Annotated in this window: 28 protein-coding genes; 9 read left to right on the plus strand and 19 right to left on the minus strand. The window is 70.7% G+C overall.

Going from position 1 to position 24,736, the window contains the following annotated elements; translation table 11 throughout:
• Positions 1-82 precede the first annotated feature (82 nt).
• From HHX30_RS19880 to HHX30_RS19890, 3 genes are read right to left on the minus strand one after another with little or no spacing between them, the layout of a single operon-like run.
• Complete coding sequence (locus tag HHX30_RS19880) at positions 83-1,324, minus strand: RNA polymerase sigma factor (RefSeq protein ID WP_169983472.1); 1,242 nt, start codon at positions 1,322-1,324, stop codon at positions 83-85.
• Positions 1,321-1,644, minus strand: coding sequence for a YciI family protein (locus HHX30_RS19885; protein WP_169983473.1), 324 nt, complete (start codon positions 1,642-1,644; stop codon positions 1,321-1,323). Before HHX30_RS19885 ends, HHX30_RS19880 begins: the two co-directional genes overlap by 4 nt.
• Positions 1,645-1,697: 53 nt before the next feature.
• Positions 1,698-2,321, minus strand: a complete 624-nt coding sequence (locus tag HHX30_RS19890; RefSeq protein ID WP_169983474.1) for a dihydrofolate reductase family protein — start codon at positions 2,319-2,321, stop codon at positions 1,698-1,700.
• A 639-nt stretch (positions 2,322-2,960) separates the two neighbouring features.
• Here HHX30_RS19890 and HHX30_RS19895 point away from each other — a divergent pair.
• Positions 2,961-3,335 (plus strand): DoxX family protein, encoded by a 375-nt coding sequence (locus HHX30_RS19895; RefSeq protein WP_169983475.1) that lies wholly within the window; start codon positions 2,961-2,963, stop codon positions 3,333-3,335.
• Between the two features lie 10 nt (positions 3,336-3,345).
• On the opposite strand, the gene HHX30_RS19900 is transcribed toward HHX30_RS19895, so the two are convergent.
• The 4 genes from HHX30_RS19900 to HHX30_RS19915 form a co-directional block, all read right to left on the minus strand.
• A complete protein-coding gene (locus HHX30_RS19900) occupies positions 3,346-4,170 on the minus strand; it encodes a WecB/TagA/CpsF family glycosyltransferase (RefSeq protein WP_169983476.1) in 825 nt (274 codons plus the stop codon).
• Positions 4,170-5,081 (minus strand): glycosyltransferase, encoded by a 912-nt coding sequence (locus HHX30_RS19905; protein WP_169983477.1) that lies wholly within the window; start codon positions 5,079-5,081, stop codon positions 4,170-4,172. The genes HHX30_RS19900 and HHX30_RS19905 overlap by 1 nt, the downstream gene beginning before the upstream one ends.
• Positions 5,078-6,001: a sulfotransferase gene (locus HHX30_RS19910; protein ID WP_310742351.1), complete on the minus strand. Its 924-nt coding sequence runs from the start codon at positions 5,999-6,001 to the stop codon at positions 5,078-5,080. Before HHX30_RS19910 ends, HHX30_RS19905 begins: the two co-directional genes overlap by 4 nt.
• A gap of 132 nt (positions 6,002-6,133) precedes the next feature.
• Entirely contained in the window at positions 6,134-6,823 is a 690-nt protein-coding gene (locus tag HHX30_RS19915) for a metalloregulator ArsR/SmtB family transcription factor (protein WP_211592232.1), read from the minus strand.
• Positions 6,824-6,950: 127 nt separating this feature from the next.
• Here HHX30_RS19915 and HHX30_RS19920 point away from each other — a divergent pair, with 127 nt between their 5' ends.
• The 4 genes from HHX30_RS19920 to HHX30_RS19935 are packed head-to-tail and all read left to right on the plus strand — an operon-like array spanning position 6,951 to position 9,768.
• On the plus strand, positions 6,951-7,472 hold the full coding sequence (locus tag HHX30_RS19920) for a DUF2231 domain-containing protein (protein ID WP_169983478.1): 522 nt from the start codon (positions 6,951-6,953) through the stop codon (positions 7,470-7,472).
• A gap of 32 nt (positions 7,473-7,504) precedes the next feature.
• The gene (locus HHX30_RS19925; RefSeq protein ID WP_169983479.1) at positions 7,505-7,933 is read left to right on the plus strand and encodes a hypothetical protein; all 429 of its coding nucleotides are present in this window, start codon (positions 7,505-7,507) and stop codon (positions 7,931-7,933) included.
• Position 7,934: 1 nt separating this feature from the next.
• Entirely contained in the window at positions 7,935-8,534 is a 600-nt protein-coding gene (folE, locus tag HHX30_RS19930; protein ID WP_169983480.1) for a GTP cyclohydrolase I FolE, read from the plus strand.
• Positions 8,535-8,550: 16 nt separating this feature from the next.
• Positions 8,551-9,768, plus strand: coding sequence for an FAD-dependent oxidoreductase (locus HHX30_RS19935; RefSeq protein ID WP_169983481.1), 1,218 nt, complete (start codon positions 8,551-8,553; stop codon positions 9,766-9,768).
• A 117-nt stretch (positions 9,769-9,885) separates the two neighbouring features.
• Here HHX30_RS19935 and cysN read toward each other — a convergent pair whose 3' ends face one another.
• Genes cysN through HHX30_RS19955 form a run of 4 tightly spaced genes read right to left on the minus strand, consistent with a single transcriptional unit; the run spans position 9,886 to position 14,340 of the window.
• Entirely contained in the window at positions 9,886-11,148 is a 1,263-nt protein-coding gene (cysN, locus tag HHX30_RS19940) for a sulfate adenylyltransferase subunit CysN (protein ID WP_169983482.1), read from the minus strand.
• Entirely contained in the window at positions 11,148-12,062 is a 915-nt protein-coding gene (gene cysD / locus HHX30_RS19945; protein WP_169983483.1) for a sulfate adenylyltransferase subunit CysD, read from the minus strand. The genes cysN and cysD overlap by 1 nt, the downstream gene beginning before the upstream one ends.
• Before the next feature lie 11 nt (positions 12,063-12,073).
• Positions 12,074-12,874, minus strand: coding sequence for a 3'(2'),5'-bisphosphate nucleotidase CysQ (locus tag HHX30_RS19950; protein WP_283246818.1), 801 nt, complete (start codon positions 12,872-12,874; stop codon positions 12,074-12,076).
• A 2-nt stretch (positions 12,875-12,876) separates the two neighbouring features.
• Positions 12,877-14,340, minus strand: a complete 1,464-nt coding sequence (locus HHX30_RS19955; RefSeq protein WP_396704542.1) for a sugar transferase — start codon at positions 14,338-14,340, stop codon at positions 12,877-12,879.
• 75 nt (positions 14,341-14,415) lie between these two features.
• Between HHX30_RS19955 and HHX30_RS19960 the strand changes: the two genes are divergently transcribed.
• Positions 14,416-15,084: an exonuclease gene (locus tag HHX30_RS19960; RefSeq protein WP_211592233.1), complete on the plus strand. Its 669-nt coding sequence runs from the start codon at positions 14,416-14,418 to the stop codon at positions 15,082-15,084.
• Here the strand turns inward: HHX30_RS19960 and pth are convergent.
• The 8 genes from pth to HHX30_RS20000 form a co-directional block, all read right to left on the minus strand.
• On the minus strand, positions 15,059-15,670 hold the full coding sequence (gene pth, locus HHX30_RS19965; RefSeq protein ID WP_169983484.1) for an aminoacyl-tRNA hydrolase: 612 nt from the start codon (positions 15,668-15,670) through the stop codon (positions 15,059-15,061). The genes HHX30_RS19960 and pth overlap by 26 nt on opposite strands.
• A 79-nt stretch (positions 15,671-15,749) precedes the next feature.
• Complete coding sequence (locus tag HHX30_RS19970; RefSeq protein WP_169983485.1) at positions 15,750-16,346, minus strand: 50S ribosomal protein L25/general stress protein Ctc; 597 nt, start codon at positions 16,344-16,346, stop codon at positions 15,750-15,752.
• Positions 16,347-16,482: 136 nt separating this feature from the next.
• Positions 16,483-17,241, minus strand: a complete 759-nt coding sequence (locus HHX30_RS19975) for an enoyl-CoA hydratase-related protein (RefSeq protein WP_169983486.1) — start codon at positions 17,239-17,241, stop codon at positions 16,483-16,485.
• Positions 17,242-17,270: 29 nt separating this feature from the next.
• Positions 17,271-17,801, minus strand: coding sequence for a hypothetical protein (locus HHX30_RS19980; protein WP_169983487.1), 531 nt, complete (start codon positions 17,799-17,801; stop codon positions 17,271-17,273).
• Positions 17,798-19,045, minus strand: a complete 1,248-nt coding sequence (locus HHX30_RS19985; protein WP_169983488.1) for an FAD-dependent oxidoreductase — start codon at positions 19,043-19,045, stop codon at positions 17,798-17,800. Before HHX30_RS19985 ends, HHX30_RS19980 begins: the two co-directional genes overlap by 4 nt.
• A gap of 5 nt (positions 19,046-19,050) precedes the next feature.
• A complete protein-coding gene (locus HHX30_RS19990; protein ID WP_169983489.1) occupies positions 19,051-19,245 on the minus strand; it encodes a ferredoxin in 195 nt (64 codons plus the stop codon).
• 31 nt (positions 19,246-19,276) lie between these two features.
• On the minus strand, positions 19,277-20,494 hold the full coding sequence (locus HHX30_RS19995) for an aromatic ring-hydroxylating dioxygenase subunit alpha (protein WP_169983490.1): 1,218 nt from the start codon (positions 20,492-20,494) through the stop codon (positions 19,277-19,279).
• A gap of 44 nt (positions 20,495-20,538) precedes the next feature.
• Positions 20,539-21,891 carry a nucleobase:cation symporter-2 family protein gene (locus tag HHX30_RS20000; protein WP_211592234.1) on the minus strand — a complete coding sequence of 451 codons (1,353 nt, stop codon included), beginning with the start codon at positions 21,889-21,891 and terminating at the stop codon, positions 20,539-20,541.
• Positions 21,892-22,244: 353 nt separating this feature from the next.
• On the opposite strand from HHX30_RS20000, the gene HHX30_RS20005 reads away from it, so the two are divergent.
• From HHX30_RS20005 to HHX30_RS43315, 3 genes are read left to right on the plus strand one after another with little or no spacing between them, the layout of a single operon-like run.
• The gene (locus tag HHX30_RS20005; RefSeq protein WP_211592235.1) at positions 22,245-22,991 is read left to right on the plus strand and encodes an aspartate/glutamate racemase family protein; all 747 of its coding nucleotides are present in this window, start codon (positions 22,245-22,247) and stop codon (positions 22,989-22,991) included.
• 8 nt (positions 22,992-22,999) lie between these two features.
• Complete coding sequence (locus tag HHX30_RS20010; RefSeq protein ID WP_169983491.1) at positions 23,000-23,947, plus strand: polysaccharide deacetylase; 948 nt, start codon at positions 23,000-23,002, stop codon at positions 23,945-23,947.
• Positions 23,944-24,639 carry a GntR family transcriptional regulator gene (locus HHX30_RS43315; protein WP_211592236.1) on the plus strand — a complete coding sequence of 232 codons (696 nt, stop codon included), beginning with the start codon at positions 23,944-23,946 and terminating at the stop codon, positions 24,637-24,639. Before HHX30_RS20010 ends, HHX30_RS43315 begins: the two co-directional genes overlap by 4 nt.
• The last annotated feature ends 97 nt before the right edge of the window (positions 24,640-24,736 follow it).

Here is a 24,736-nt window from a genome sequence, read left to right on the forward strand (position 1 = left end):
ATGGCGGGGTCATGCGGCGGCCATGGTGCGGGCGAACCGCGGAACACCACCCGGCTTCCCGTGCGAGATGCGTACGTGGGCGCTACCGCAGTTGGTCGCGGCGGCGGGTCAGGTAGGCGGTCTCGGCGGTGTTGCCGGCCAGTTCGATGGCTCTGTCGTAGGCCGCGCGCGACTCCCGGCCGCGGCCCAGCCGGCGCAGCAGGTCGGCGCGGGTGGCGTGGTAGGCGTGATAGCCGGCCAACCTGGGCTCAAGACGGTCGACAGCCGCCAGTGCCACCTCCGGGCCGTCGAACTCGGCCACCGCGATGGCCCGGTTGAGGGCGATGATCGGCGAGGAGTCGAGGCGGACGAGCTGGTCGTAGAGGGCGAGGACCTGCGACCAGTCGGTGTCGCGCATGTCGCGGGCGGAGGTGTGCACGGCGTTGATCGCCGCGAGAATCTGGTAGCGACCCGGAGCCGCCCCGGCGGCGGCAGCGGCCAGGCGCTCGCGCACCAGCCGGTGACCCTCGGCGATCAGCGCCGCGTCCCAGGCCCTACGGTCCTGCTCGTCGAGAGCGACCAGTTCGCCGCCGGCCGAGACCCGGGCGGGGCGGCGGGCCTCGGTCAGGAGCATCAGCGCCAGCAGCCCGGCCACCTCACCGTCCTGTGGCAGGAGCTCGCGGATCAGGCGAGTGAGCCGGATCGCCTCGGCGGTCAGCTCGTGCCGTACGGGATCGGTGTCGGGGCCGGTGGCCAGGTAACCCTCGTTGAAGACGAGGTAGAGGACGGCGAGGACGCCGGAAACGCGCGCCGGGAGATCCTCCGCCGACGGCACCCGATAGGGGATGCGCGCCGCCTTGATCTTGGCCTTCGCGCGGGTGATCCGCTGCCCCATGGCGCTCTCGGCCACCAGGAAGGCGCGGGCGATCTCAGGCATGGTCAGGCCGGCGACCATGCGCAGCGTCAGCGCCACGCGGGTCTCCATCGCCAATGCCGGGTGACAGCAGGTGAAGATCAGCCGGAGCCGGTCGTCGTCGATGGCGCCGGCAGGCTCGGGCGGGTCATCGTCGTATGACATCTGAGCCTTCCTGTGCTTGTCGTCGCGTTTGTTCTCGCGCCGGATCCGGTCGATGGCCTGGCGGTTGGCGGTGGTGGTCAGCCAGGCGCCCGGGTTGGGGGGCACACCGTCGGCCGGCCACCGCTGAACGGCGGTCGCGAACGCCTCGGCGGCCGCCTCCTCGGCGATGTCGAGGTCACCGAAGCGCCTGGTCAGGGAGGCGACCACCCGGGCCCACTCCTCGTGGTGGGCCCGGGTGATCGCCTCGCGGACGTCGACGTCGTTCACAGGAACGGCCGCACCTCGATCTTCCGATCGCAGATCTTCGACGCCTCGGTGGCGAGCTTGAGCGCCACATCCAGATCGGGGGCCTCCCACACCCAGACGCCGGCGAGGTACTCCTTCGACTCCACGAAAGGCCCGTCGGTGAACACCGCCTGCTCACCCCGGTTGTCGATGACCGTGGCTGCGTCGGTGTCCGCGAGTCCACCCGCGAAAACCCAGTAGCCCTCGGCGATGAGTCGTTCGTTGAACGCGCTGATGGCAGGCTGCCTGTCCGTGCTGCCGGGATTGCTCTTGTCATCGATCACGGAAACCAGGTACCGCATCTGAAGATCGCCTCCTGTGGTGTCAAGACAGCGTGGTTCGGTGGTCACGGACTTCACGCCGTCGGCGCATACCGCGGGCGCCCGGCCGGCCGGTAGACCTGGATCGTCACGCCCTTGGAGTCGACGCGCGACTCGACCAGGTCGAGCGCGAGATCCGGGCCGGCGTCGGGGAACAGCCGCGCGCCCTGGCCTACGACCACCGGGACGGTGATGAGAGTCATCTCGTCGACCAGGTCGTTCTCCAGCAGCCACCGGGTCAGGATGCCACTGCCGTGCACCTGCAGCTCACCCCCCGGCTTGGCCTTCAGTTCCCGAACGGCGGCCGCGATGTCTCCGGACAGGACGGTCGTATCCGACCACGCCGGATCTGTGAGCGTGGTCGACGCCACGTACTTGGGCCGTGTGTTCAACGCTTCCAGGACGCCCTCCCAGCCAGGGGCATCCTGGACCGTCAAGGTCCCCCACGAGCCGGCGAACAGCTCGTAGGTCCGCCGGCCGAACAGGAACGCCTCGGCGCGCCGGTAAGTCTGGTTGATGAACGCGTGGGTCTCGTTGTCGCCCTTGCCCCGGGCCCAGCCGCCGCGCTCGAATCCGTTCCTGCGGTCCTCGTCCGACGCGCCGCCGTTTCCCTGCATCACTCCGTCGAGCGTGACCTGAGTCACGGTCGCCAGTTTCATGATCGCGGTTCCTCTGCCTTGGCGCCGCCCCTCGTGGACGGCCTCACCCCTGCTACGAACACCACCGCCCCGATCCGACACCGCCTCCCGGATTTCTTCGAAGAACTTCTCCGGGACGCCGGTCGCCGAGCTCACCGCTCGACAGCAGGCTCAGTTTCAGCGTCAACGGCTGTTCACGGGTTCCTCGACCTTGGGGAAGTCAGAGCAGGTCGCCGGGTAGTGCGGCCCCCTCCTTGACGGCGATCTCGCGGACGGCCGCTTCGCAGGCGGACCAGCGCCGTCCTTCGTGCGTACGACGCTGTGGGGCGGCCGCGGGCACGGCCGGTTCCCGGGGGTGTGCCACGTACAGCGATGCGCGGACGCGCTTTCGGGGTTCAGATCACCGGGGAAGGGCTCAAAGCGCTCGGCAGACATGGCGGAAGCGTAAATCCGGATCTCAGCGCCGAGAAGATCTGCCGTTCATGGGAGGTCATGGCGACGCGTGCCGTGGACGGAAGATTCGGCGTCTCCGGCGCCGGATACGAACCCTGGACGCCGGCGGCATCGCGGCCGAGACAGGCGTGACAGCGGTCCGCGGCGATGGCCACGGCCCGCCCATCCGCTACATTTCGCCCTGCTGCCGCAAGAAACGGACTCCCCATGAACGTCGTCCTTTGGGTCATCGCCGGCCTGCTCACCCTCGCCTTCCTCGTCGCCGGGGTGATGAAACTCGCCCAGCCGAAGGACAGGCTGGCCGCGTCCGGCATGGCCTGGACCGAGGACTTCTCCTCGGGCGCGGTCAAGGGCATCGGTGCTCTCGAGGTGCTGGTCGCCTTCGGCCTCGTCCTGCCAACCGTCACGGGCATCGCCCCGGTGCTGACGCCGCTCGCCGCGCTCGGCATCGCCCTGATCATGGCCGGAGCGGTCGTCGTCCACGCCCGCCGCGCGGAAGCCCAGGTCATCGTCGTCAACCTGGTGCTCCTGGTACTGGCCGCCGTGGTCGCCTGGGGCCGCTTCGGTCCGTACGCCTTCTGACCTCTGCTTCCTACCGCTTGCTTCGCGGCCCGAAGGCCCTGCGCAGCAGGGCGCCGGTCAGAAGGCGCAGGGCGAAGGGGAGGTCGTCGACGAGGTAACGGCGGGCGAGCCGCCGGGGCTCGCCGACCAGGCGGAACAACCACTCCAGTCCATGGTCGCCCATCCATTCGGGCGCGCGGCGCACCGACCCGGCGGCGAACGCGATGGCCGCGCCGCACCCCACGAACCAGGCGTCCGGCAGGTCGGTCCGGAGCGCCGCGATGAGCCGGTCCTGCCTGGGGAACCCGAGTCCGGCGAAGACCAGGGAGGGCCGCGCGGCGACGAGCCGCGCCCGCAGCTCCGCCATCGCCGCCGCACTGGTCTCGAAGCCGTACGGCGGAGCGTGGACGCCCGCCACGACCAGGCCCGGGTGCCGCTCGCACAGCGCGTCGCGCGCCGCCTCGGCGACGCCGGGCGGACCCCCGATGAGATAGACGGACAGGCCGCAGGCCGCGGCGGCCCCGGTCAGCGACCAGATCAGGTCGGCTCCGGTCACCCGTTCCGGCAGCGGACGCCCGAGCAGTCGCGACGCCCAGACCAGCGGCATGCCGTCGGCCACGACGAGTTCGGCCGCGTCGATCAGCGCGCGCAGCGAGGGGTCGCGGGCGGCGGCACGACAGATGTCGACGTTCGGCGTGACGACATGGCCGCCCACACCGCGCTCCAGCGCGTCCATGACATGCGCGACCACCTGCGCCTCGGTGAGCGGGTCGAGCCGCACCGCGCCCACTGGGACCCTGCCGGCCCCGGCCAGCACCGGGTCCACGGCCGCCGTGGGAGACGGTACGTCGGCCATCAGATGCCGTGGCCGCGGACGTGGAGAGCGTGCAGCACGGCGCGCGGGCTGACCAGCCCTCCGGCGACCGCCAGCGCCATCGCCGCGCGCGGCTCGCCCGGCCGCGCGGAGAAGGCGCGCAGAGACCAGCGGGCGGCCTCGCGGCGCCTGCCGAGGGCGGCGTGGCAGAAGGCGAGCTGCCCGTAGACGCGGGCCGCGCCCCGCGGCTCGGCGGCCAGCCCGGGATGCCGGGCGAGCATCCACTCCAGGCCCGCGATCCGGTCGGCCCACCGCCCCGCGTAGTGCGAGGAGCCCCAGCGCACCCGCACGAGCGGCCGGTCGACGTGGACGATCGGATGCCGCCAGGCGGCGCGCAGCGCGAGGTCCCAGTCCTCGTTCTGACCGCCCGGGGCGCTCTCGTCCACCCAGGCCCAGCCCCGGCGGAACAGGAACGTCGAGGAGTGCACCATCATCATGCGCGAGCGGGTGAGGTGCCGGTGGGTGACCCTGCCCGTGCCGGCGAGCCGCGGTACCCGGCGGTCGCCGTACTCGACCTCGACGGCGCAGCTCGCGAAGCCGGCGGCGGGCTCCTCCGCCAGGGCGTCGACCTGGGCGGCCAGCTTGCCGGGCAGCCAGAGGTCGTCGTCGTCGCAGAAGGCGACGAGATCGGTGCCGAGCACGGAGATCCCGGTGTTGCGCGCGCCCGGCAGGCCGCGAGCGCTCCGGTTGCCCAGCACGCGCACGCCCCGGACGGCCCCCGAGTCAGGCATGGACACCTGCTGGGCGACGAGGAAGGCGGGGACGCCGTCGGCCACGACCACCACGTCGACCCGGCCGGCGTAGTCCTGGGCGAGCACCCCGGTCAGCGCGGCCAGGAGCGGACCGGGCCGGTCGCCGCGGGTGGGGATGACGACGCCGACGGACGGCCTCAACGCCCGGCTCCCCGGTGGTAGGCGAGACCGTAACCGTAGAAGAGGAGAAGCGGGAGGGTGAGCGCGGTGACGAGCCACCGCTGGGGGCGCGGCAGGGGCGCCGGACGGTTCCGTATCCCGACCGGGCCCACGGAGAAGCGCATCGGGTTGCCGGATACGGTGTGCGCGACGCCGAGCAGCGCTTCGCGGTCGTCCAGGAAGGCGAGGCCGTCGTCGGGGAGGCCGAGCAGCGCGGCCAGGCGTGCCAGGGTCGCGCGGGGATCGTGCACCAGGTCCTCGTGACGCACCCGGACGACCTGCACGCCCTTGCGGCGCAGCACCTCGTAGGCGAGGTTCTGGGCCAGCCAGTGGACGGCGGTGCGTGCGGGCGTCCAGCGGGTCATCGGCCGCCCGTCCTCGGGCCTGCGCACCCTGCGCCGCCACGACGCGGCCACCGCGCGGGGGTCGCGCACCACCTGCACGACGCGCAGCTCCATGATCGCCGCCAGGCAGTACGCCAGGGAGGCGTGCTTGCTGGAGTCGACGACGACCCGGGCGTCGGCGATCTCGGCCGCCGCCGCGTAGATACGGGAGTACGACCGTACGTACTCGGCCAGCTCGGCCTCACGGCTCGCGAGTCCGAGGGCGAGGACGGGCAGGCGGCGGGTCCGGTCGACGCGGGCGCGCAGGCCGGGCAGCCAGCCCGCCTGACTCTGCCGCCACTGCCCGAACGCGCGGGTGCCCACCTTCGTCCAGAACGGGCACTGGGAGAATCGCTGCCCGCAGCCGCAGGGCTCGTCGGCGCGTACGCCGCGGTCCCACAGGTGGACGACCTCGCCGAGCGGCGCCACGCCGGGCACCTCGCCGAGGAGACGTTCGAGCAGGGTGCTGCCACTGCGTCCCAGGCCGCCCACGAAGATCACTGGCTGTGTGTCGGCCACGTGTCCTCCATGAATGGATGCGAAACGTGACGACACTAGCGCGGAGGGTGATCGGGCGGCTGGCAATCACCAAAGGATCTACGAGCCCGCCACCCGGGGACGGATACAGCCGGCGGTGCCGGGGAAGCCGCCTCAGGAGGAGCGCAGTTCGACGCAGCACTCTCCCGGCCGCGGCACCAGGACGGCCCGCACCCTGGAGGCTTCCAGGCCGGTGAGCATGCCGTCGAGAAAGGCGTGGTTGACCCCGCAGACCAGTTCGGGGGCCCGCGCCGCCAGGGGATGGAACGGGCAGTTGCGCAGCCGTACGCAGGTGGGGGACTCGCGGCCGGGCTCGAAGCCGTGCCGCGCGAGCAGGCCTTCGAGCAGGGTGAGGGCGCGTTCCGCGCCGAGGCGGCCGGGCTTGGCCCGGGCGCGTTCCGCGGCGCCGATCTCCTCGCCGCGCCGGCCGGCGACCCGGACCGCCGCCTGGCGGGCGCTCTCCTCTTCACGCTCCGCGAGAACGGCGTCCATGAGGATGTCGGCCAGCACCTCGTGCCGGCGTTCGGGGATCGTGACGCGGATGTCGGTCTCGGTGGGTTCGTAGACCTTCGGAGTGCGGCCGACCTTGCGGATGCCGCCGACCGCCTCATAGCGGGCGCGTAGCAGGCCGGCGTCGACCAGTTTGTCCAGATGGAAGGCGGCCAGCTTGCGGGAGATCCCGACCGAGGCGGCGGCCTCGTCCCGGGTCACCGGGCGGCGCGCCCTGCGGATGTAGGCGTACATGCCCTGCCGCAGCGCGTCGTCCAGCGCGGCCACCGCACTGATCGCGGGATCCGTCGTCACCCTGCCACGATAACGCCCGCCTGCGCGGTCGAAAACCATAGCCACGTCGATGTACGCGAACACCTTGACCGCCCGGCCGAATAAGACCAACATTCATTGGCGTAATATGTCACACACGGAGGTCCCGATGACCGGTGAGCTGCACGAGGCGAAACGACCGGTGAGCGCGGTGCTGGCCGGGCCGTACGGCCATCCGTTCCACCCGATGCTGGTCGCCGTGCCCATCGGCGCATGGGTGGCGAGCATGGTCTTCGACCTGGTGTCCCGGTTCGCTCCCGATCCGGGTTTCCTGGCCGAGGGCTCGAAGTGGCTCATCGCCATCGGCGTGCTCGGCGCGCTGGCCGCGGCGATGGCCGGGTTCCTCGACCTGTTCGCCATCCCGGCGGGCACCCCGGCGTTCCGCACGGGTCTGCTCCACATGGGGCTCAACCTCGTGATCACCGCCGCGTACGCCGTCGGCTTCCTGTGGCGTCAGGCCGGCCCAGCGGCGGGCACAGCGGCGGGCCCGGTCGCGCTCGGCCCGCTGCTGCTCTCCGCGGGCAGCCTGGCGCTGCTCGTGGTCTCCGGCTATCTGGGCGGCAAGCTCGCCTACCGCTACGGCGTACGGGTGGCCGACGAGGTCACCCAAGCCGACGGTTTCCGGCGCTGACCCTCATTCCACCAACAGGAGGAGAACTCGTCATGGGTATCGCTGCACTGGTCACGTGGTTGCTCACCGCGGTGGGCGGCTTCGTGATGCTGGGCACCTGGATCGCCAGAGGCGGACGGCGTACCAGCCGCTTCTCACCGGGGCTGATCTTCGGTCACTTCGCGCTGGCCGCCGCCGGGCTGGTGGTGTGGATCGTGTACCTGTTCGCCGGCATCGCCGCCCTGGCGTGGGTCGCGCTGGTCCTGCTGGTCCCGGTCGCGCTGCTGGGCTTCGCGATGTTCGCCCGGTGGATCCCCGCCTACCGCGCCCGTACGGCGGTGGCCGGCGGGCCCGGCGCCACCGGCACGGCGGGACCGGCCGAGCGGCACTTCCCGGTCGTGATCGTGGCCGGGCATGGTCTGCTGGCCGTGGCCACCGTGGCGCTGGTGCTGCTGACCGCCCTCGGCGTGAGCGGCGGCTGAGATGCGCTCCGCTACCGCCCTGCGGGTGATCGACGAGTCACGCGACGGCGTGGACCTGGCCGCCGCCGAGCGGGCGGCCGGCGAGTTCCTGGAGGCGCTGGGCATCTCCACGGACTCCGAGAGCCTGCGGGAGACTCCGGCGCGGATGGCCAAGGCGTATGCCGAGCTGTTCACGCCACGCCCGTTCGACCTGACCACCTTCCCCAACGAGGAGGGCTACGACGAACTCGTGCTGGCCCGGTCGATCCCGGTCCGCTCGGTCTGCGAGCATCACCTGCTGCCCTTCGCCGGAGTCGCCCATGTCGGCTACCTTCCCGGCGACCGCATCCTCGGACTGTCCAAGCTGGCCCGTGTCGTCGAGCACTTCGCCCGCCGGCCGCAGGTGCAGGAACGGCTCACCAAACAGGTGGCCGACTGGCTCGCCGACCGGTTGCGGCCCGCCGGGGTCGGCGTCGTGATCGAGGCCGAGCACACCTGCATGACTCTGCGGGGAGTACGGGCGGTCGGCTCGACCACCGTCACCTCGACGCTGTTGGGCATCCTGAGGGAGGACGCCCGCTCCCGTCAGGAGTTCTTCGCCCTCACCGCCACCCGCCCCTGAAGAAGGAGGCATCGCCGTGACACAGCAGAGATTCGTGATCGTCGGAGCCGGTCTGGCCGGGGCCAAAGCCGCCGAAGCCCTGCGCGAGCAGGGGTTCGACGGACGGATCACCTTGATCGGCGCCGAGCCGCATCACCCCTATGAGCGGCCCCCTCTGTCCAAGGGCTACCTGACGGGCACGACCGACCGGGCCGGCGTCTTCGTCCACCAGGACGGCTGGTACGCCGAGCACGACGTCGAGCTGCTGCTCGGCGTGGCCGCGACCGGCCTCGACCGCGGCGCTCACCGCGTCGAACTGGCCGACGGAGGCGCGATCGAATACGACAAACTGCTGCTGGCCACCGGGGCCCGGCCGCGACGGCCGCCGATCCCCGGCGCACAGGAGCCGCACGTGCGCTACCTGCGCCGCATCGAGGACTGCGAGTCGCTCCGGGACGTCCTCGGGAGCGTGTCCCGGCTGGCGGTGATCGGGGCCGGCTGGATCGGGCTGGAGGTCACCGCGGCCGCCCGGCAGGCCGGCGTCGCGGTCACGGTGCTGGAGACGGCGCGGCTGCCGCTGCTGCGCGTGCTCGGGCCCGAGGCCGCCCAGGTCTTCGCCGACCTGCACCGTGACCACGGCGTCGACCTCCGGCTGGGGGTCACCGTCAGCGAGATCACGCCCTCGGGCGTACGTCTGGGCGACGGCGACAAGATCGCCGCCGACGCCGTCCTCGTCGGCGTCGGCGCCGAGCCCGAGGTGCGGCTCGCCCTGCGCGCCGGGCTGCACGTGGACAACGGCATCGTGGTGGACGCGACCCTGCGGACCGGCGACCCGGACATCGTCGCCGCCGGGGACGTCGCCAACGCCTACCACCCTCTACTGGGCAAACACGTACGGGTCGAACACTGGGCCAACGCGCTCAAACAGCCCGCCGTCGCCGCCGCCGCCATGCTGGGCAGGGACGCGGTCTACGAGGACCTGCCCTACTTCTACACCGACCAGTACGACCTCGGCATGGAGTACGTCGGCCACGTCGAGCCGGGCGGCTACGACCAGGTGGTCTTCCGGGGCGACGTCGCGGCCCGGCGGTTCATCGCGTTCTGGCTCAGCGGCGATCGCGTCCTGGCCGGCATGAACGTCAACGTCTGGGACGTCGTCGAGCCGATCAAGAGGCTGATACGCGCCGGGACGCCCGTCACGCCCCAAGCGCTGGCCGACCCCGACCGGCCACTGGAGATCCTCGCCGCCCCTTAGCGCGGCATGACCTGCGGCAACCTGACCTTGCCCGCGGAAGGCCCTGAGGGGCGGGCACCGGATCACTGTCCCGTGCCTCGCCCCCGCAGGCCCTCCCGGGCTCTCGGCGAGTGCCGATCAGTGCGCGTCGACGATCATCCCGGCGCCGACGGTGCCGTTGGTGGCCTCGTCGATCAGGATGAATCCGCCGGTCAGACGGTTGCGGGCGTAGTCGTCCACGAACAACGGCTGGGTCGTCCGCAGCGACACCCGGCCGATCTCGTTCAGGCCGAGGGCGGTGACCGACTCGTCCCGGTGCAGGGTGTTCACGTCGAGCCGGTAGTGCAGGTCGCGCACGAGGGCCCGGGCCGTACGGGTGGTGTGCTTGATGATCAGCTTGGAGCGGGGCTGGAGCTTCAGGCCGTCGGCCATCCAGCAGACCATGGCGTCGATCTCCTGGGCGGCCTGCGGCTGGTTGTTCGGCCGGCAGATCATGTCGCCCCGGGAGATGTCGATGTCGTCACCCAGGCGCAGGGTGACCGACATCGGCGCGAACGCCTCCTGCACCGGGCCGTCGAACGTGTCGATCGCGGTGATCGTCGTGGTCAGGCCGGAGGGCAGGTGCAGGACCTCGTCGCCGGGCTTGAGCACGCCGCCCGCGACCTGCCCGGCGTAGCCCCGGTAGTCGTGCAGCTCCTGGTTGGTCGCGTTGTGCGGGCGGATGACGTACTGCACGGGGAAACGCACGTCGACCAGGTTGCGGTCGGAGGCGATGTGCACGTTCTCCAGGTGGTGCAGCAGCGACGAGCCCTCGTACCACGGCATGTTCTCCGACCGGGACACGACGTTGTCGCCGTGCAGGGCCGAGATGGGGATGAACGTCAGGTCCGAGGCGTTGAGCTTGCTCGCGAACGAGGTGAACTCCTCGCGGATCTCCTCGAACCGGGCCTCGGAGTAGTCGACGAGGTCCATCTTGTTGACCGCCAGCACCAGGTGCGGCACCCGCAGCAGCGTGGTCAGGAAGGCGTGCCGCCGCGACTGCTCCAGCACGCCCTTGCGCGCGTCGATCAAGATGATCGCCAGGTCGGCGGTGGAGGCGCCGGTGACCATGTTCCGGGTGTACTGGATGTGCCCGGGGGTGTCGGCGATGATGAACTTCCGCTTCGGCGTGGCGAAGTAACGGTAGGCCACGTCGATCGTGATGCCCTGCTCGCGCTCGGCCCGCAGGCCGTCGGTCAGCAGCGACAGGTCGGTGTATTCCGTGCCCCGGTCGCGGGAGGTGCGCTCCACCGCCTCGAGCTGGTCCTCGAAGATCGCCTTGGAGTCGAACAGCAGCCGCCCGATCAGCGTCGACTTGCCGTCGTCGACGCTGCCCGCCGTCGCGAAACGAAGGATGTCCATCAGAAGTAGCCTTCCTTCTTGCGATCTTCCATGGCGGCCTCGGAGGCCCGGTCGTCGGCGCGGGTGGCGCCGCGCTCGGTGATCCGGGTGGCGGCGATCTCGTCGATGATCTGCTCCACCGTCGTGGCGGTGGAGGCGACGGCGCCGGTGCAGGTCATGTCGCCGACGGTGCGGTAGCGGACGACCGCCTCGAACGCCGGCTCGTCCTCGCCCCGCTGGACCACCTCGGCGTCGGCCAGCAGCATGCCGTCGCGTTCGAAGACCCTGCGCGAGTGGGCGAAGTAGATCGACGGGATTTCGATTCCCTCGCGCCGGATGTAGTGCCACACGTCCAGCTCGGTCCAGTTCGACAGGGGGAACACCCGGATGTGCTCACCCCTGCTGATCTTGGTGTTGTAGAGGTTCCACAGCTCGGGGCGCTGGTTCTTCGGGTCCCACTGGCCGAACTCGTCGCGGAAGGAGAACACCCGCTCCTTGGCCCGGGCCTTCTCCTCGTCGCGCCGGGCCCCGCCGAACACCGCGTCGAACTCCTGCTCCTCGATCGCGTCCAGCAGCGTCGTGGTCTGCAGCCGGTTGCGGGAGGCCCGCCGCCCGGTCTGCTCGGCCACCCGTCCGGCGTCGATCGACGCCTGGACCGAGGCGACCACCAGCCGCGCGCCGAGCTCGGCGACCCGCCGGTCGCGGAACTCGATCACCTCGGTGAAGTTGTGGCCGGTGTCCACGTGCATCAGAGGGAAGGGGATCGGCGCCGGCCAGAAGGCCTTCTCCGCGACCCTCAGCATGACGATCGAGTCCTTGCCGCCGGAGAAGAGCAGACACGGGCGCTCGAACTCGGCCGCGACCTCGCGCATGATGTGGATCGCCTCGGCCTCGAGCACGTCGAGCTGCGACGTGGTGTAGTCACGCTGAAGCATGGGGACTTCCTTCACGGAGTCTGGCGATGCAGGTCACGGATTCCGGCGAGCAACGTTGGCGCCAGATCCGGTAGGGAGACCAGGATATCCGGCAGTGAGGGGTCCCCCTGGTTGTAGGTCAGGGGTGAGCCGTCGATCCTGCTCGCGTGGGCCCCCGCCGCGACCGCCACCGCGACCGGTGCGGCCGAGTCCCACTCGTACTGGCCCCCGGCGTGCACGTACGCCTCGACCTCTCCGGTGAGGACCGCGGCGATCTTGGCACCGGCCGAGCCGATGGGGACGAGTTCCCCGCCGAGGCGGGCGGCCAGCTCACGGACGAACTCGGGCGGCCGGGTGCGGCTGACCGCGATGCGGAACGGCTCGCGCACCTTCTCCGGCAGCTCGGGCGGCGCCGCCGTCGTGAGCGTACGACCCTGTGCTGGTTTTTGGGCCGATCCCGGCCAGGCGGGCAGGGCGACCGCACCGGCCGTGAGACGGCCGCGTTCCCACAGCGCCACGTGGACGGCCCAGTCCGTGCGGCCCTGCTCCGAGAACTCGCGGGTGCCGTCGAGGGGGTCGACGATCCACACCCGCTCGGCCGACAGCCGCCGGGGGTCCATCCGCTCCTCGCGGGTCGCCTCCTCCGACAGCACGGCGTCGTCCGGCCGCAGCCGCGCCAGCGCGTCCATGAGGAATCGGTGCGAGGCCTGGTCACCGGCGTCCTTCAACGCCCGGGCGTCCGCGAACCCGATACGGGCGCGCAGCTCCACAAGCCGCTCCCCCGCCTCCGTCGCCAACTGCCCGGCAAGGGAATGGTCGTCCCGCATCGTCATTCTCAGTACGCTCCCGCTCCGCGCGCGACCGCAGACCACGTCTTCCATAAGATCTGCAGATCCAGCATGAGAGACCAGTTCTCGACATAACGTAGGTCCAACCGTACCGATTCCTCCCACGAGAGGTCAGACCGGCCGTTGACCTGCCAGAGCCCGGTCATTCCCGGCCGCACCACCAGCCTCCTGCGTACGTCGTCGCCGTACCGCGCGACCTCCTCGGGCAGCGGCGGACGCGGCCCGACGAGCGACATGTCGCCCCGCAGCACGTTGATGAGCTGTGGCAGCTCGTCGATCGAGTAACGCCGCAGCGCGGCGCCGAGCGGGGTGACCCGCGGATCCCTGCGCACCTTGAACAGCACGCCCTCGGCGTCGCTGACCAGCTCGACCTTGCGGGCCTCCGCGTCCCGCCGCATGGTGCGGAACTTGAGGATCGTGAACTCCGCGCCGTCCCTGCCGACCCGCCGCTGACGGAACAGGGCGGGGCCCGGGCCGGTCGCCCGTACGGCCACGGCGACGGCGGCCAGCAGCGGGGCCAGCACGACCAGCGCCGCGCCGGCGACCAGCCGGTCGAACACGTCCTTGACCAACCGGCGTCCGCCCGCCAGCTCGGGATGCTCCACGTGCAGCAGCGGGAGCCCGGCGACGGGCCGGATCGCGGTCCGCGGGCCGGCTACCTCCATCAGCGCGGGCGCCACCACGAGGTCGGTGCGGGTGCGCTCCAGCCGCCAGGCCAGCCTGCGCAGCGCCGTGCCGTCCAGCTCGGGGCAGGCGAGCACCGCGACCGTGTCCGCCCGGACCTGCTCCACGACCAGCGGCACGTCGGAGAAGTCGCCCAGCACCGGCACGTCGCCGACCCCGCCGGTGGCGTAAGCGGGCACGCAGGCGGCCACCACCTCCATGCCGTGGTAACGCTCCCTGCGGAAGGTGCCGACCAGTTCGGCGATCGCCGTCCGGTGGCCCACGGCCACGACCCTGCGCATGCCGCCCTCGCCCCTCGCCCGCCTGCGGTGCAGCCGCCGCCGCAGGCCGTACCGGGCGCCGAGGGTGAGCGCGGTGGCGAGGGGCAGCGCGATCAGCACGTAGCCGCGGGCGATGTCGGTCTTCGCCGCGTACGCGGCGATCGCGACGCCCGCGACCAACGTGAAGCCCGCCCGCGCGACCCGGCGGAACTCCTCCGCCCCCACGCCGATCAGGCGCGGCTCGTAGGCCCGGCTGAGGACCAGGATCACCACCCAGACGGCGGGCAGCGCGGCGCTCGCCATGACATACGGCGTCACGTACGGAGTAACCTCGCCGAACCGGATCACCACGGCGGTGACCCCCGCGAGAAGGGCGCCCAGGATGTCGCAGACGGCCGCGGTGAGCCGATATCGGACCGCCCACGCGGGCGGCCTGGGCATCGGATGGGCGGGCGAGTCGCGCGACGTGCCGACGGCGAGCGAGGACGTGTCACCGTCCAGCACCATCGCCCCCCGTGATGATTCGGCTACCGATCGTGGTGGAATGCTAGCCGCCCGCCCCGGCGTCTCAGGGAGATTTCAGTGAAAGCCGAAACGTACATATCGGTTGATGTCGAGGCGGACGGCCCGATTCCGGGGCCGTACTCGATGGTCAGCTTCGGCATGACCGTGGCCGGCCGGATGACCGGGCGGCGGTTCGAGCGGACCGACCCGGAGTCCCTGACGTTCTACGCGGAGTTACGGCCGATCAGCGACGACTACGTGGCGGAGGCGCTGGCGGTGAGCGGCCTCGACCGGGCGGCGCTGCTGCGCGAGGGACGCGACCCGGCCGAGGCGATGGCGGCGGCGTCGGCCTGGGTGCGCGAGGTGTGCGGCGACGATCTGCCGGTGCTCGCGGCCTTCCCGCTGTCGTACGACTGGATGTGGATGTACTGGTACTTCCTCCGGTTCACCGGGGAGTCGCCCTTCGGCCACTCCCGGTGCATCGACATCAAGACGTTGTACGCCGCCAAGGCCGTGGTGCCGGTGGCCTGGGCGACCAAGCGCCAGATGCCGCGCGAGGTGCGCACGAAGCGCCCGCACACCCACAACGCGCTCGACGACGCCATCGAGCAGGCGGAACTGCTGCAGAACCTCATGGAGTGGCCGGGCTCCGCACACCGCGAGACCGGCGACGTCAGCGGTGCGGCTTCGCCGGACCTCGGCGGGGCGGCTTCGCCGGATCTCAGCGGGGAGGCTTCGCCGGATTGAGGTCGGCGGCGTGGAAGCGGTTCTGCGTGGTCTCCAGACCGGCGGTCATCAGCGACTCCACCATGTCGGCCGCCCGGTCCACGAGGAACGGCAGGTCCTTGCGCTCGGCCGTGGCGAAGTCGCGCAGCACGAAGGTCGCCGGGTCCATGCGGCCCGGCGGGCGGCCGATGCCGAACCGGATCCGCGGGTAGTCGCGCGTGCCGAGCGACTTCGTGATCGACTTCAGGCCGTTGTGGCCGTTGTCGCCGCCGCCGATCTTCGCGCGCAGCGCGCCGTACGGGATGTCCAGCTCGTCGTGGACCACGATCACCCGCTCGGGGGTGACCTTGTAGAAGTCGGCCAGCGCCTTCACCGGGCCGCCGGACAGGTTCATGAACGACAACGGCTTGGCCAGCACCACCGGGAGCGCGGCCAGGCGGCCCTCGACCACCTCGGCCCGCGACCTGTGCGCCTTGAACCGCCCGCCGACCCGGGCCGCCAGCTCGTCGAGCACCATGAAGCCCGCGTTGTGCCGGTTCCCGGCGTACTCCGGCCCGGGGTTGCCCAGGCCTGCCACCAGCCACCGCTGCGCGGACGCGTCGGACATCGCTGTCTCCTCCGCTGTCTCCTCACATGGAAGAGCCCTCCACAGGACACCCTGTGGAGGACTCTCTCACGAACCGGTCCTACTCGGCGGCCTCGGCGCTCTCGCCCTCGGCGGCCTCGCCCTCCTCGGGCAGCTCGGCGACCGGGGCGCCGATCACCTGCAGCACCAGGGCCTCGGGGTCGCCGGCCAGCGTGGTGCCCTCCGGCAGCTTCAGGTCGCTCGCGTGCACCGCGAAGCCGGTGTCCTTGCCGTCCACGTCCACCTCGACGCCGGTCGGGATGTGGGTCGCCTCGGTCTCGACCGAGATCGTGACGAGCTGCTGCTCGACGATCGCGCTGCCGATCGGGTCGCCGGTGACGGTGACCGGGATCTCGACGGTGACCTTCTCGCCGCGCTTGACCAGCAGCAGGTCGACGTGCTCCAGGAAGCCCTTGATCGGGTCGCGCTGGACGCCCTTGGGCAGCGCGATCTCGTCCACGCCCTCGCCCCGCAGGCGGATGAGCACGTTCGGCGTGCGCAGCGCGAGCAGCAGGTCGTGGCCGGGGAGGGTCAGGTGCTTGGGCTCGGTGCCGTGGCCGTACAGGACAGCGGGGACCTTGTTCGCCCGGCGGATCTTGCGGGCGGCGCCCTTGCCGAACTCGTTGCGAAGCTCGGCGGCGATGAGTACTTCGGACACGGCACATCTCCTAGGGATGACTCGACCGACGGATTGGCGCGCTCCCCCTCACCCGCCCTAGCGGAAGGCGTTACGAGCGCAACCCCCACAGCCTACCGTTCACCGTGCCGGACACGCGCCATGGGCGCTCCCCGCATCAGTCGCCGGTGAACTTCGGCTCCCGCCCCTCCCGTACCGCGGCGAAGCCCTCGCGCAGGTCCCGCGTGCCGAACATGAGCTGGTAACCCCGGCGCTCCAGCGCGATCCCGGCCTCGAAGGGGACGTCCAGACCAAGGCGGACGACCTCCTTGATCTGCCGTACGGCCAGGCGGGGGCGAGACGCGATCAGCGCGGCCAGTTCCACGGCCCGGTCGATGGCGTTGCCCTCGACCACCTCGGAGACGTAACCGAGCCGGTACGCGTCGGCGGCGGTCATGGGCGTGCCGGTGAGGAGGGCGTACAACGCGTTCTGCCGTCCGATGGTGCGGGGGAGCCGCTGCGTCGCGCCGCCGCCGGGAACCAGGCCGATGGTGACCTCGGTCTGGGCGAAGCGGGCGCTCTCGGAGGCGATGACGAAGTCGCACTGGAGGATGAACTCGTTGCCGCCGCCGAACGCGTCCCCGTTCACGGCGGCGATCACGGGCTTGCCGCTGTACCAGAACGCCTGGTGGGTGTAGGCGCGGATCGCGCCCACCACGTCGCGTCCGGCCTGCTCGTTCAGGTCGGCGCCGACGGCGAAGACGGTGTCGCCGCCGGTCAGGACGATGGCGCCGATGTCGTCGTCCTGGTTGAGGGTCTCGACGGCGGCGGCGAGCAGCTCACGCACCTCGGTGTTGAGCGCGTTCCGCACCTCCGGCCGGTTGAGCCGGATGATCGCGACGCCGTCGCGGGGCTTTTCGATCTCGACAACTGCCATGGCGGTGCCGGCCTTTCTGTCGGGGGACGTCAGCGGTGAGACTCGAAGGTCTCCATGTTCGGGTTGTTCCTGAGCTTTCCGAAGATCTCGGAGCCGTCGTTGATCCAGTACGGCGGGGATCCGGGCGTGCCCGTCGCCCCGTCGAAGTCGGCGACGCCGATGAAGCAGACCATGAACCAGATCAGTTCCGCCGCGAACATCTCCGGGTGCTGCCGCGGAAGGCGCCCGCCGACGCGCCGGGACCACTCGGTCATGGCCTTGTCGAGGTCGATCCGGAAGCCAAGGGTGATCTCCGGTACGTCGGTGTCGTGGAAGGTCACCAGGAGCAGGTCCCTGCCGCCCTCCACCGCGTACCTCACCTCCTCGAAGGTGAACTCGGGCCAGAACGGCCGGTCGTGAAGGTACTCGTCCTCGGTCGGCGCGCCCGGGGAGCGGCGGTTGGTGCGGTAGCGGTCGCTCAGCAGCGACCACATGTGGTCCCGGATCACCCCGGCCAGCGCGGGGTCCCGCCCGCCGTCGTGCGCGTGTGTCGTGCCGTCTCCGGCCAGGTCGCCGTTCACCCTGCGTACGCCCCCTGGGTCGTCGTTCCTTCGGACTGGATGCGCGCCTTCATGCGCATCACCGCGCGCGGCGCGTTCACCCCGGCGGCGGCGACGACGCGGCCCTCACGGAAGTAGGTCACGAACGGATGCCCGTCCGCGCCGGTCCTCTCGACGCTGACCTCGTCGTGCCCGCGCGCGTGGCCGACCATCTGGTACTTCAGGCCGTACTGGTCGGACCAGAAATACGGCACCTCCGCGAAGGCCGGAGGCTCACGGCCCTCCTGCCCGGCCCACCAGCTCTCGACGGCGTGCCGCGCCTGGGCCGATGCGTTGCTCCAGTGCTCGACCCGCATCCGGCGGCCGAACACGGGGTGCCTCCAGTTGGCGACGTCCCCGGCCGCGAAGACGTTCGGCCGCGCGGTGCGCAGGGCTTCGTCGCAGCCGAGGCCGTCGGAGAGATCGAGCCCGGAGCCGCGCAGCCATTCGCAGGCCGTGACCGCGCCGAGCCCGAGAACGACCAGGTCGGCCGAGGTCTGCCCGCCGTCGTCGAAGGTCAGGACGACCGGGCCGTCCGGCCCGGCCGCCGACAGGCCGGTGACGGTCGTCAGCAGCCGGGTCGTGACGCCGTGGGCGTGGTGCCGGTCCAGGCAGAACTGTCCGAGGTCATCGCCGAACACCGTGTCCATGGGCAGCCGCCCCTGCACGACCAGCTCGACCGGCAGCCCGCAGGACCGCAACGACGCGGCGATCTCGCTGCCGACCAGACCGGCGCCGACGACCACCGTCCGGGGCCGGCCGGGCAGCCGTTCCCTGATCCGTTCGGCGTCGGCGAGCGTCCGCAGGCAGTGGACGTTGGGCAGCCCGGCGAACGCCTCCGGCAGGCGGGCGCGCGTCCCCGTGCAGACGAACAGGGCGTCGAAAGGGATCCAGTGGCCGTCTGACGGTTCTCCCCGGGCCCCCGGCGCGGACGTGACCAGCACCCGGTCGTCGTCCGGGTCCAGTCGCGCGCACACCGCGTGGTCAACGACGCGCAGCCGCAGGCCGTACGCCTCGGGGGCGGGCAGGCGGATGTCGTCGCGGGTGACCTTGCCCTGGATGAGTTCCTTGGACAGGGCGGGCCGGGAGTACGGGCCCGTGCCCTCGGGCCCGCGTACCCAGACGACGTCGCCGGCGAAGCCGCGCCGGGCGAGTTCGGCGACCACGGTGTGGCCGGCGAGGGATCCGCCGGCCACCACGACGGTCTGCGAGGTGGTGGCGACCACGATCGCTATTCCTCCAGGCTCAGCGCGAGGACCGGGCAGGAGGTGATCGACTGCCGGACCTGGGCCTGGATGGCCGGGTCGTCGGGGATCTCGTCGGCGATGTGGAGGGTCAGGTCGTCGTCGACGTCGAAGACGTCGGGGGCGATGCCCATGCACACGCCGTTTCCGTCGCACAGGGTGCGGTCGACAGTGACTTTCATGTGTGTCTCCTTAGGGGCGGGATGTCGCCGGTCAGCGGGCCGCCGCGGGCTCGGTCACGCCGTCGGCCAGGTTCACGTAGTCCTGGTAGCGCTTCAGCAGCCACTGGTTGAACTGGAGGAGCGACTCCTCCTGGAAGGAGTAGCGGCCGGGGCGGCGGAAGCGGGAGCGCATGCCCTTCTGGAGCGAGAGATCGGAGCTGGCGTCCTGCTGGTGGAAGAGGACCAGGCCGTCCTGGGCGATCTTGTAGAGCTGCTCGAAACGGGGGTGCCGGGTGGACTCCTCCGGATACAGGTGGCCGATGCGCAGGTTCATGTGCTCCGGCCCGGCGGGCAGGACGAGGTAGTAGAACAGGCCCTCCGGAACCGCCCCGAATCCCAGGTTCGGCGGGATCGAGGCGAAGATGACCTGGTTGCGTTCCTTCTCGCCGAGCGTCGGGATCACCGGGAGCAGGGCCTTGGTGGTCGGGTTGAATCCGGCGTCCGGGTGATAGAAGCCGGTCGGGTGGTAGACCGCGCCCTCGTCGGGACTGATGTCGACGAAGCTGGTGAGCCTGACGTGCGCGAAGTCGTGCAGCATGCCGTGGAGGTATGCGCTGTGGTACGGCTCGATGCCGTTCTCCAGCTGGGACTTCCAGTTCCAGTTGTTGTCGCGCAGCTCGGCGACCGGCATGCTGACCATGTCGCCGATGTGGTAGTTCTCCAGCTCGGCGGTCAGCTTGGTGAGCGTGGGCGCGAGCGGCTTCGCGTCCGGGTCGAGATTGGTGAAGACGAAGCCGTTCCAGATCTCGACCCGGTGCGAGGGCAGGTATGCCTCTCCCTTCAGGTTCTTCAGGCCGACGGTGTCGTTCATGGACGGCGCCGCGATGAGGGAGCCGTCCAGCCCGTACGTCCAGGCGTGGAAGGGGCAGCGGAAGAGCCTGCCGGTGTTCCCCGCCCCCTCGCACACCAGGTGGGCCCGGTGGGCGCAGACCGGGGTGAGGACCCGGATCTCCATGTCCTTGCCGCGGACCATCATCAGGGGCTCGTCGCCCATGTCGATGCGCACGAAGTCACCGGGCTTCGGGATCTCGTCGACGCGGCCGAGGCAGAGCCACTGGCGCATGAAGATGGCCTCCTGCTCGAAGGCGTAGAACTCCGGATCGACATAGCACTCGCGCGGAAGGTTCCAGCCGGTGGCCATGTCCCGGGAGCCCTCTTCGATGACCTCGAGGATGCGCCGGATGTTCGCGGAGACGGGTGCCTGACCCATGGTTCGGTGCTCCTTACGTGTGATGTGCGCGGCGGGGCGCGAAATCAGGTTGAGCTGTCCGTCGCCGCCGCCGGGGCGGCCTCGGGGGCCTTGGGGGCCTCCGTGGCCGGCGCGCCGCCGCGGACCAGCAGGTGGTTGAAGAGCAGGTTGAGCAGGAAGGCCACCAGCACCGTGACCGTGACCGCGCTGCCGAGGATGAACTGGGTGTCCTGGTTGAAGTTCTGGTAGATGGTGGGCACCGCCACCGGCAGCATCCCGACGCCGAGGGAGACGGCGACGATGAGCAGGTTCTGGTTCCCGTTGAACTCGACCTTCTGGAGCATCTGGATGCCGACGGCCCCCGTCATCGCGAACATCACCAGTCCGGCGCCGCCGATGACGGGACCCGGAAGGCTGGCGACGATCTCACCGAGCTTGGGGATGGCGCCCATGATCACCAGAAGCACACCGGTGACGGTGATGACGTACCGGCTCTTGACCTTGGTCAGGCTGATCAGTCCCACGTTCTGACCGAACGTGGAGTCGGGCACGGAGTTCATGAAGCCGGCCAGCACGGCGGACAGGCCGTCGGTGGCCAGGCCCCGGGCCATGTCCTTGTCGCTGACCTTCTTGCCGACCGTGTCGCCGATGGCGAGCACGCACGCGGTCATCTCGCAGAAGACCACCACCATGGCGACGCACATCGCGACGATCGGCATGAGCCTGAACTCCGGTGCGCCGAACTGCAGCGGTGCCGAGAAGCCGAACCACCCGGCGCCGCCCACCGAGGAGAAGTCGGTGAGGCCCATCATCCAGGCGATCACCGTGCCGAACGCCAGGCCGAACAGCACCGAGACGTTGCGGAGGAACCCGGTGAACAGGCGGTTCGCCAGCACGACGATCACTACGACGGCGAAGGCGAGGAGGATGTACCGCACGCTGGCGTAGTCCGCCGCCTGCGGATCGGAACCGATGATCAGGTCGGCGCTCACCTTGATCAGCGAGAGCCCGATGATCGTGATCACGCAGCCCGTGACCATCGTCGGGAAGAACCGCAGCACCCTGGAGAACGGCCGGGCGATCAGTATCCCGAAGACGCCGGCCGCGATCATCGAGCCGTACATGGTCGGCAGGCCGTATTCGGAGCCGACGAGGATCATGGGAGTGAGGAAGGTGAAGGAGGCTCCCGCGACCACCGGCATCCGGATGCCGAAGAAGCGGGTGAGGCCGACGCTCTGGATGATGGTGGCGATTCCGGCCACCAGCAGGTCGGCGTTGACGATCAGTGCGATGGTGTGCGTCGGCAGCTTGAGCACGGCGCCGAGCACGAGCGGAACCGCGACGCAGCCCGCGTACATGATCAACATGTGCTGCAGGCCGAAGAAGAAGAGTCGGGGCGCAGGGAGGACTTCGTCCACCGGGTGGCGGTCCGAAGCCGTTGATTTGGGTGCACGAACGGTAGGTGACACGGCGGTCTCCTGGGCACTGAGTGAACGCCCCCTGGTCCCTCCGCCGGCGTTGACGAGCCGAGGTTCGGAGCTATGGGCAGGCGTGCGGCGAACCCTGGGTGAGCAGGGGTCGTCTCTACTCCGACGGGCCGGTTCTCCCCCATCGGGAACGGTCACGGTGGGTATCCGGTGCGCCGGTACAAGGAGGTTAAAGCGGGCCAAAAGGGGTGTCAATGACCAGTTCCCGCTTGTTATCCGTCGCAGAGGGTGCTTAGGATTCTGTATACAGTATCCCCGATTAGCTCCCTCTGAGCGGAGGCATCGTGCGGCCGACCGCCCGGCGTATAGGCATGATCACCCCGTCGTCCAACACCGTCGTGGAACCCGTGACCGGCGAACTGCTGGCCGCCCGGCACGACGTGTCGGTCCACTTCACCCGATTGCGGGTCACGAGCATCAGCCTCGATCCCGCCGACACCCGCCAGTTCGCCCAGAACTCCTTCGTCGACGCGTCCCGTCTCCTCGGCGACGCCCGCGTCGACGTCGTCGCCTGGAACGGCACCTCGGGCTCCTGGCTCGGCCCGGGCCGGGACGAGCTCCTATGCGACGAGATGGCGCGGGCCGCCGGCGCTCCCGCCACGACCTCGACGCTGGCCGTCCTCGCGGCCCTGCGTGCCTTCGGGGCCAGGCGCACGGGCCTGCTCACGCCGTACACGCGGGACGTCGGCGACGCCATCGCCGGGCACTACGCGGACCACGGCTTTCCCGTGCACGCGGCCCGCCACTTCGGCCGCACCACCAACTACGACTTCGCGCTGCTCGGCGACGCCGAGCTGGACGAGGCCTTCGACACGCTCGCCGCGGCGGGCTGTGACGCGGTCGCCGTGGTGTGCACCAACCTGCGCGCCGCGCACCTGGCCGCCCGCTGGGAGAGCCGGAGCGGCGTCCTGGTGGTCGACAGCGTCGCCGCGACGCTGTGGCAGGCCCTCGCCCTGGCCGGGGACACGACGCCGATCACCGGGTACGGGCGGCTGCCGGCCCACCCGCCCGCGGTCCAGACGCAGAGATGAGGAACACCATGGCCAAGAACATCAAGATCCTTGTCGGAGTGGACGTCGACGCGGTCGCCGGCTGGCTCGGCTCGTACGGCGGCGAGGACTCGCCGAACGACATCCAGCGCGGGGTCTTCGCCGGCGAGGTGGGCACCCCGCGGCTGCTCCAGCTCTTCGAGCGGTACGGCCTGCGGACCACCTGGTTCATCCCGGGACACTCCATCGAGACCTTCCCGGCGCAGATGGCGGCCGTCGCCGACAGGGGACACGAGATCGGCGCGCACGGCTACTCCCACGAGAACCCCATCGAGATGTCGCTCGAACAGGAACGGGACGTGCTCGGCCGCTGCGTCGAGCTGGTCCGGGACCTGTGGGGACGGCCGCCGCGCGGTTACGTCGCACCCTGGTGGGAGATGAGCCGCAACACCGCCGCCCTGCTCAAGGAGTTCGGCTTCTCCTACGACCACTCGCAGAACTACAACGACTTCCACCCCTTCTACGCCCGCGTCGGCGACGAGTGGACGAAGATCGATTACAGCGGCCGCGCCGAGGACTGGATGACGCCCCTCACGCACGGCGCCGAGGTGGACCTCGTCGAGTTCTGCGGCAACTGGTACGTCGACGACCTCCCGCCGATGATGTTCGTGAAGAACGCGCCGAACAGCCACGGCTTCGTCAGCCCGCACGACGTGGAACGGCTGTGGCGTGACCAGTTCGAGTGGGTCTACCGTGAGCTCGACTACGCGGTGTTCCCCATGACGCTGCATCCCGACGTGTCCGGACGGCCGCAGGTGCTGCTGATGCTGGAACGGCTCTTCGAGAGCTGGCTCGACCTGCCCGGGGTCGAGTTCACCACCTTCGACGCGGCGGCCGACGACTTCCGGCGGCGCTATCCTTTCGACGGCGCAGAGCGGCCCGCACCGGTCGGCGCCGGTCCTGGACCGAGGCGGAAGACCGGGGAGACGGCCCTGTGAGCAGGCAGGCGGACGCGCCGGGTTCGTTCGACATCGACGCCGACTACAAGCCGCTCAGGGACCGCGTACGCGACGAGCTGCGCCAGCGCATCATCGACGACGTGTATCCGGCCGGCACGCGACTGGTCGAGACCGAGATCGCGGCCCAGCTCGGGGTCTCCCGGCTACCGGTGCGCGAGGCGATCCGGGCGCTGGAAAGCGAGGGCTTCGTCAAGACGGTCCCCCGGCGGGGCGCGGTCGTCGTGGAGCTGTCGGCTCAGGACGTCGAGGAGCTGTTCGACGTACGCGAGGCGCTGGAGGTCCTGGCCAGCCAGCAGGCCGCGACGCGGGCCACCAAGGCCGAGCTGCGCCACGTGCGGAACATCCTGGCCCGTGCGCGCAAGGCGCTCGACGCCGGGGACCGCATCGCCCTCGGCAAGGCCAACGAGGCCTTCCACGACGAGATACTCAAGCTGTCCCACAACACCCTGCTGCAGGCCATGCTGGAGCCCCTGCAGGGGCGTCTGCACTGGCTTCTGCGGCAGACGGGGGACCCGTCCGACCTGTTCGAGGAGCACTCGGCGTGGTTCGAGGCGATCGCCTCGGGCTCGGCCGATCTCGCCGCTGAACGCGCCCGCGAGCACGCCCGGCTGAACCGGGAGATCGTGCGGAAGCTCCTGGCCGAACGGCAGCGCCAGACGCCTTCGGCATAACGACCGCGGCCCGGGCGGAACCGCCCGGCGCGAGCGTGCCCCCATCCGGGTCGCTCCCTACTACCGCGCCCGGCGGCCACGTCGCCGCCGCGCCTTC

This window comes from Microbispora sp. H10836 (assembly GCF_012999525.1).
In the GTDB taxonomy this organism is placed as follows: domain Bacteria; phylum Actinomycetota; class Actinomycetes; order Streptosporangiales; family Streptosporangiaceae; genus Microbispora.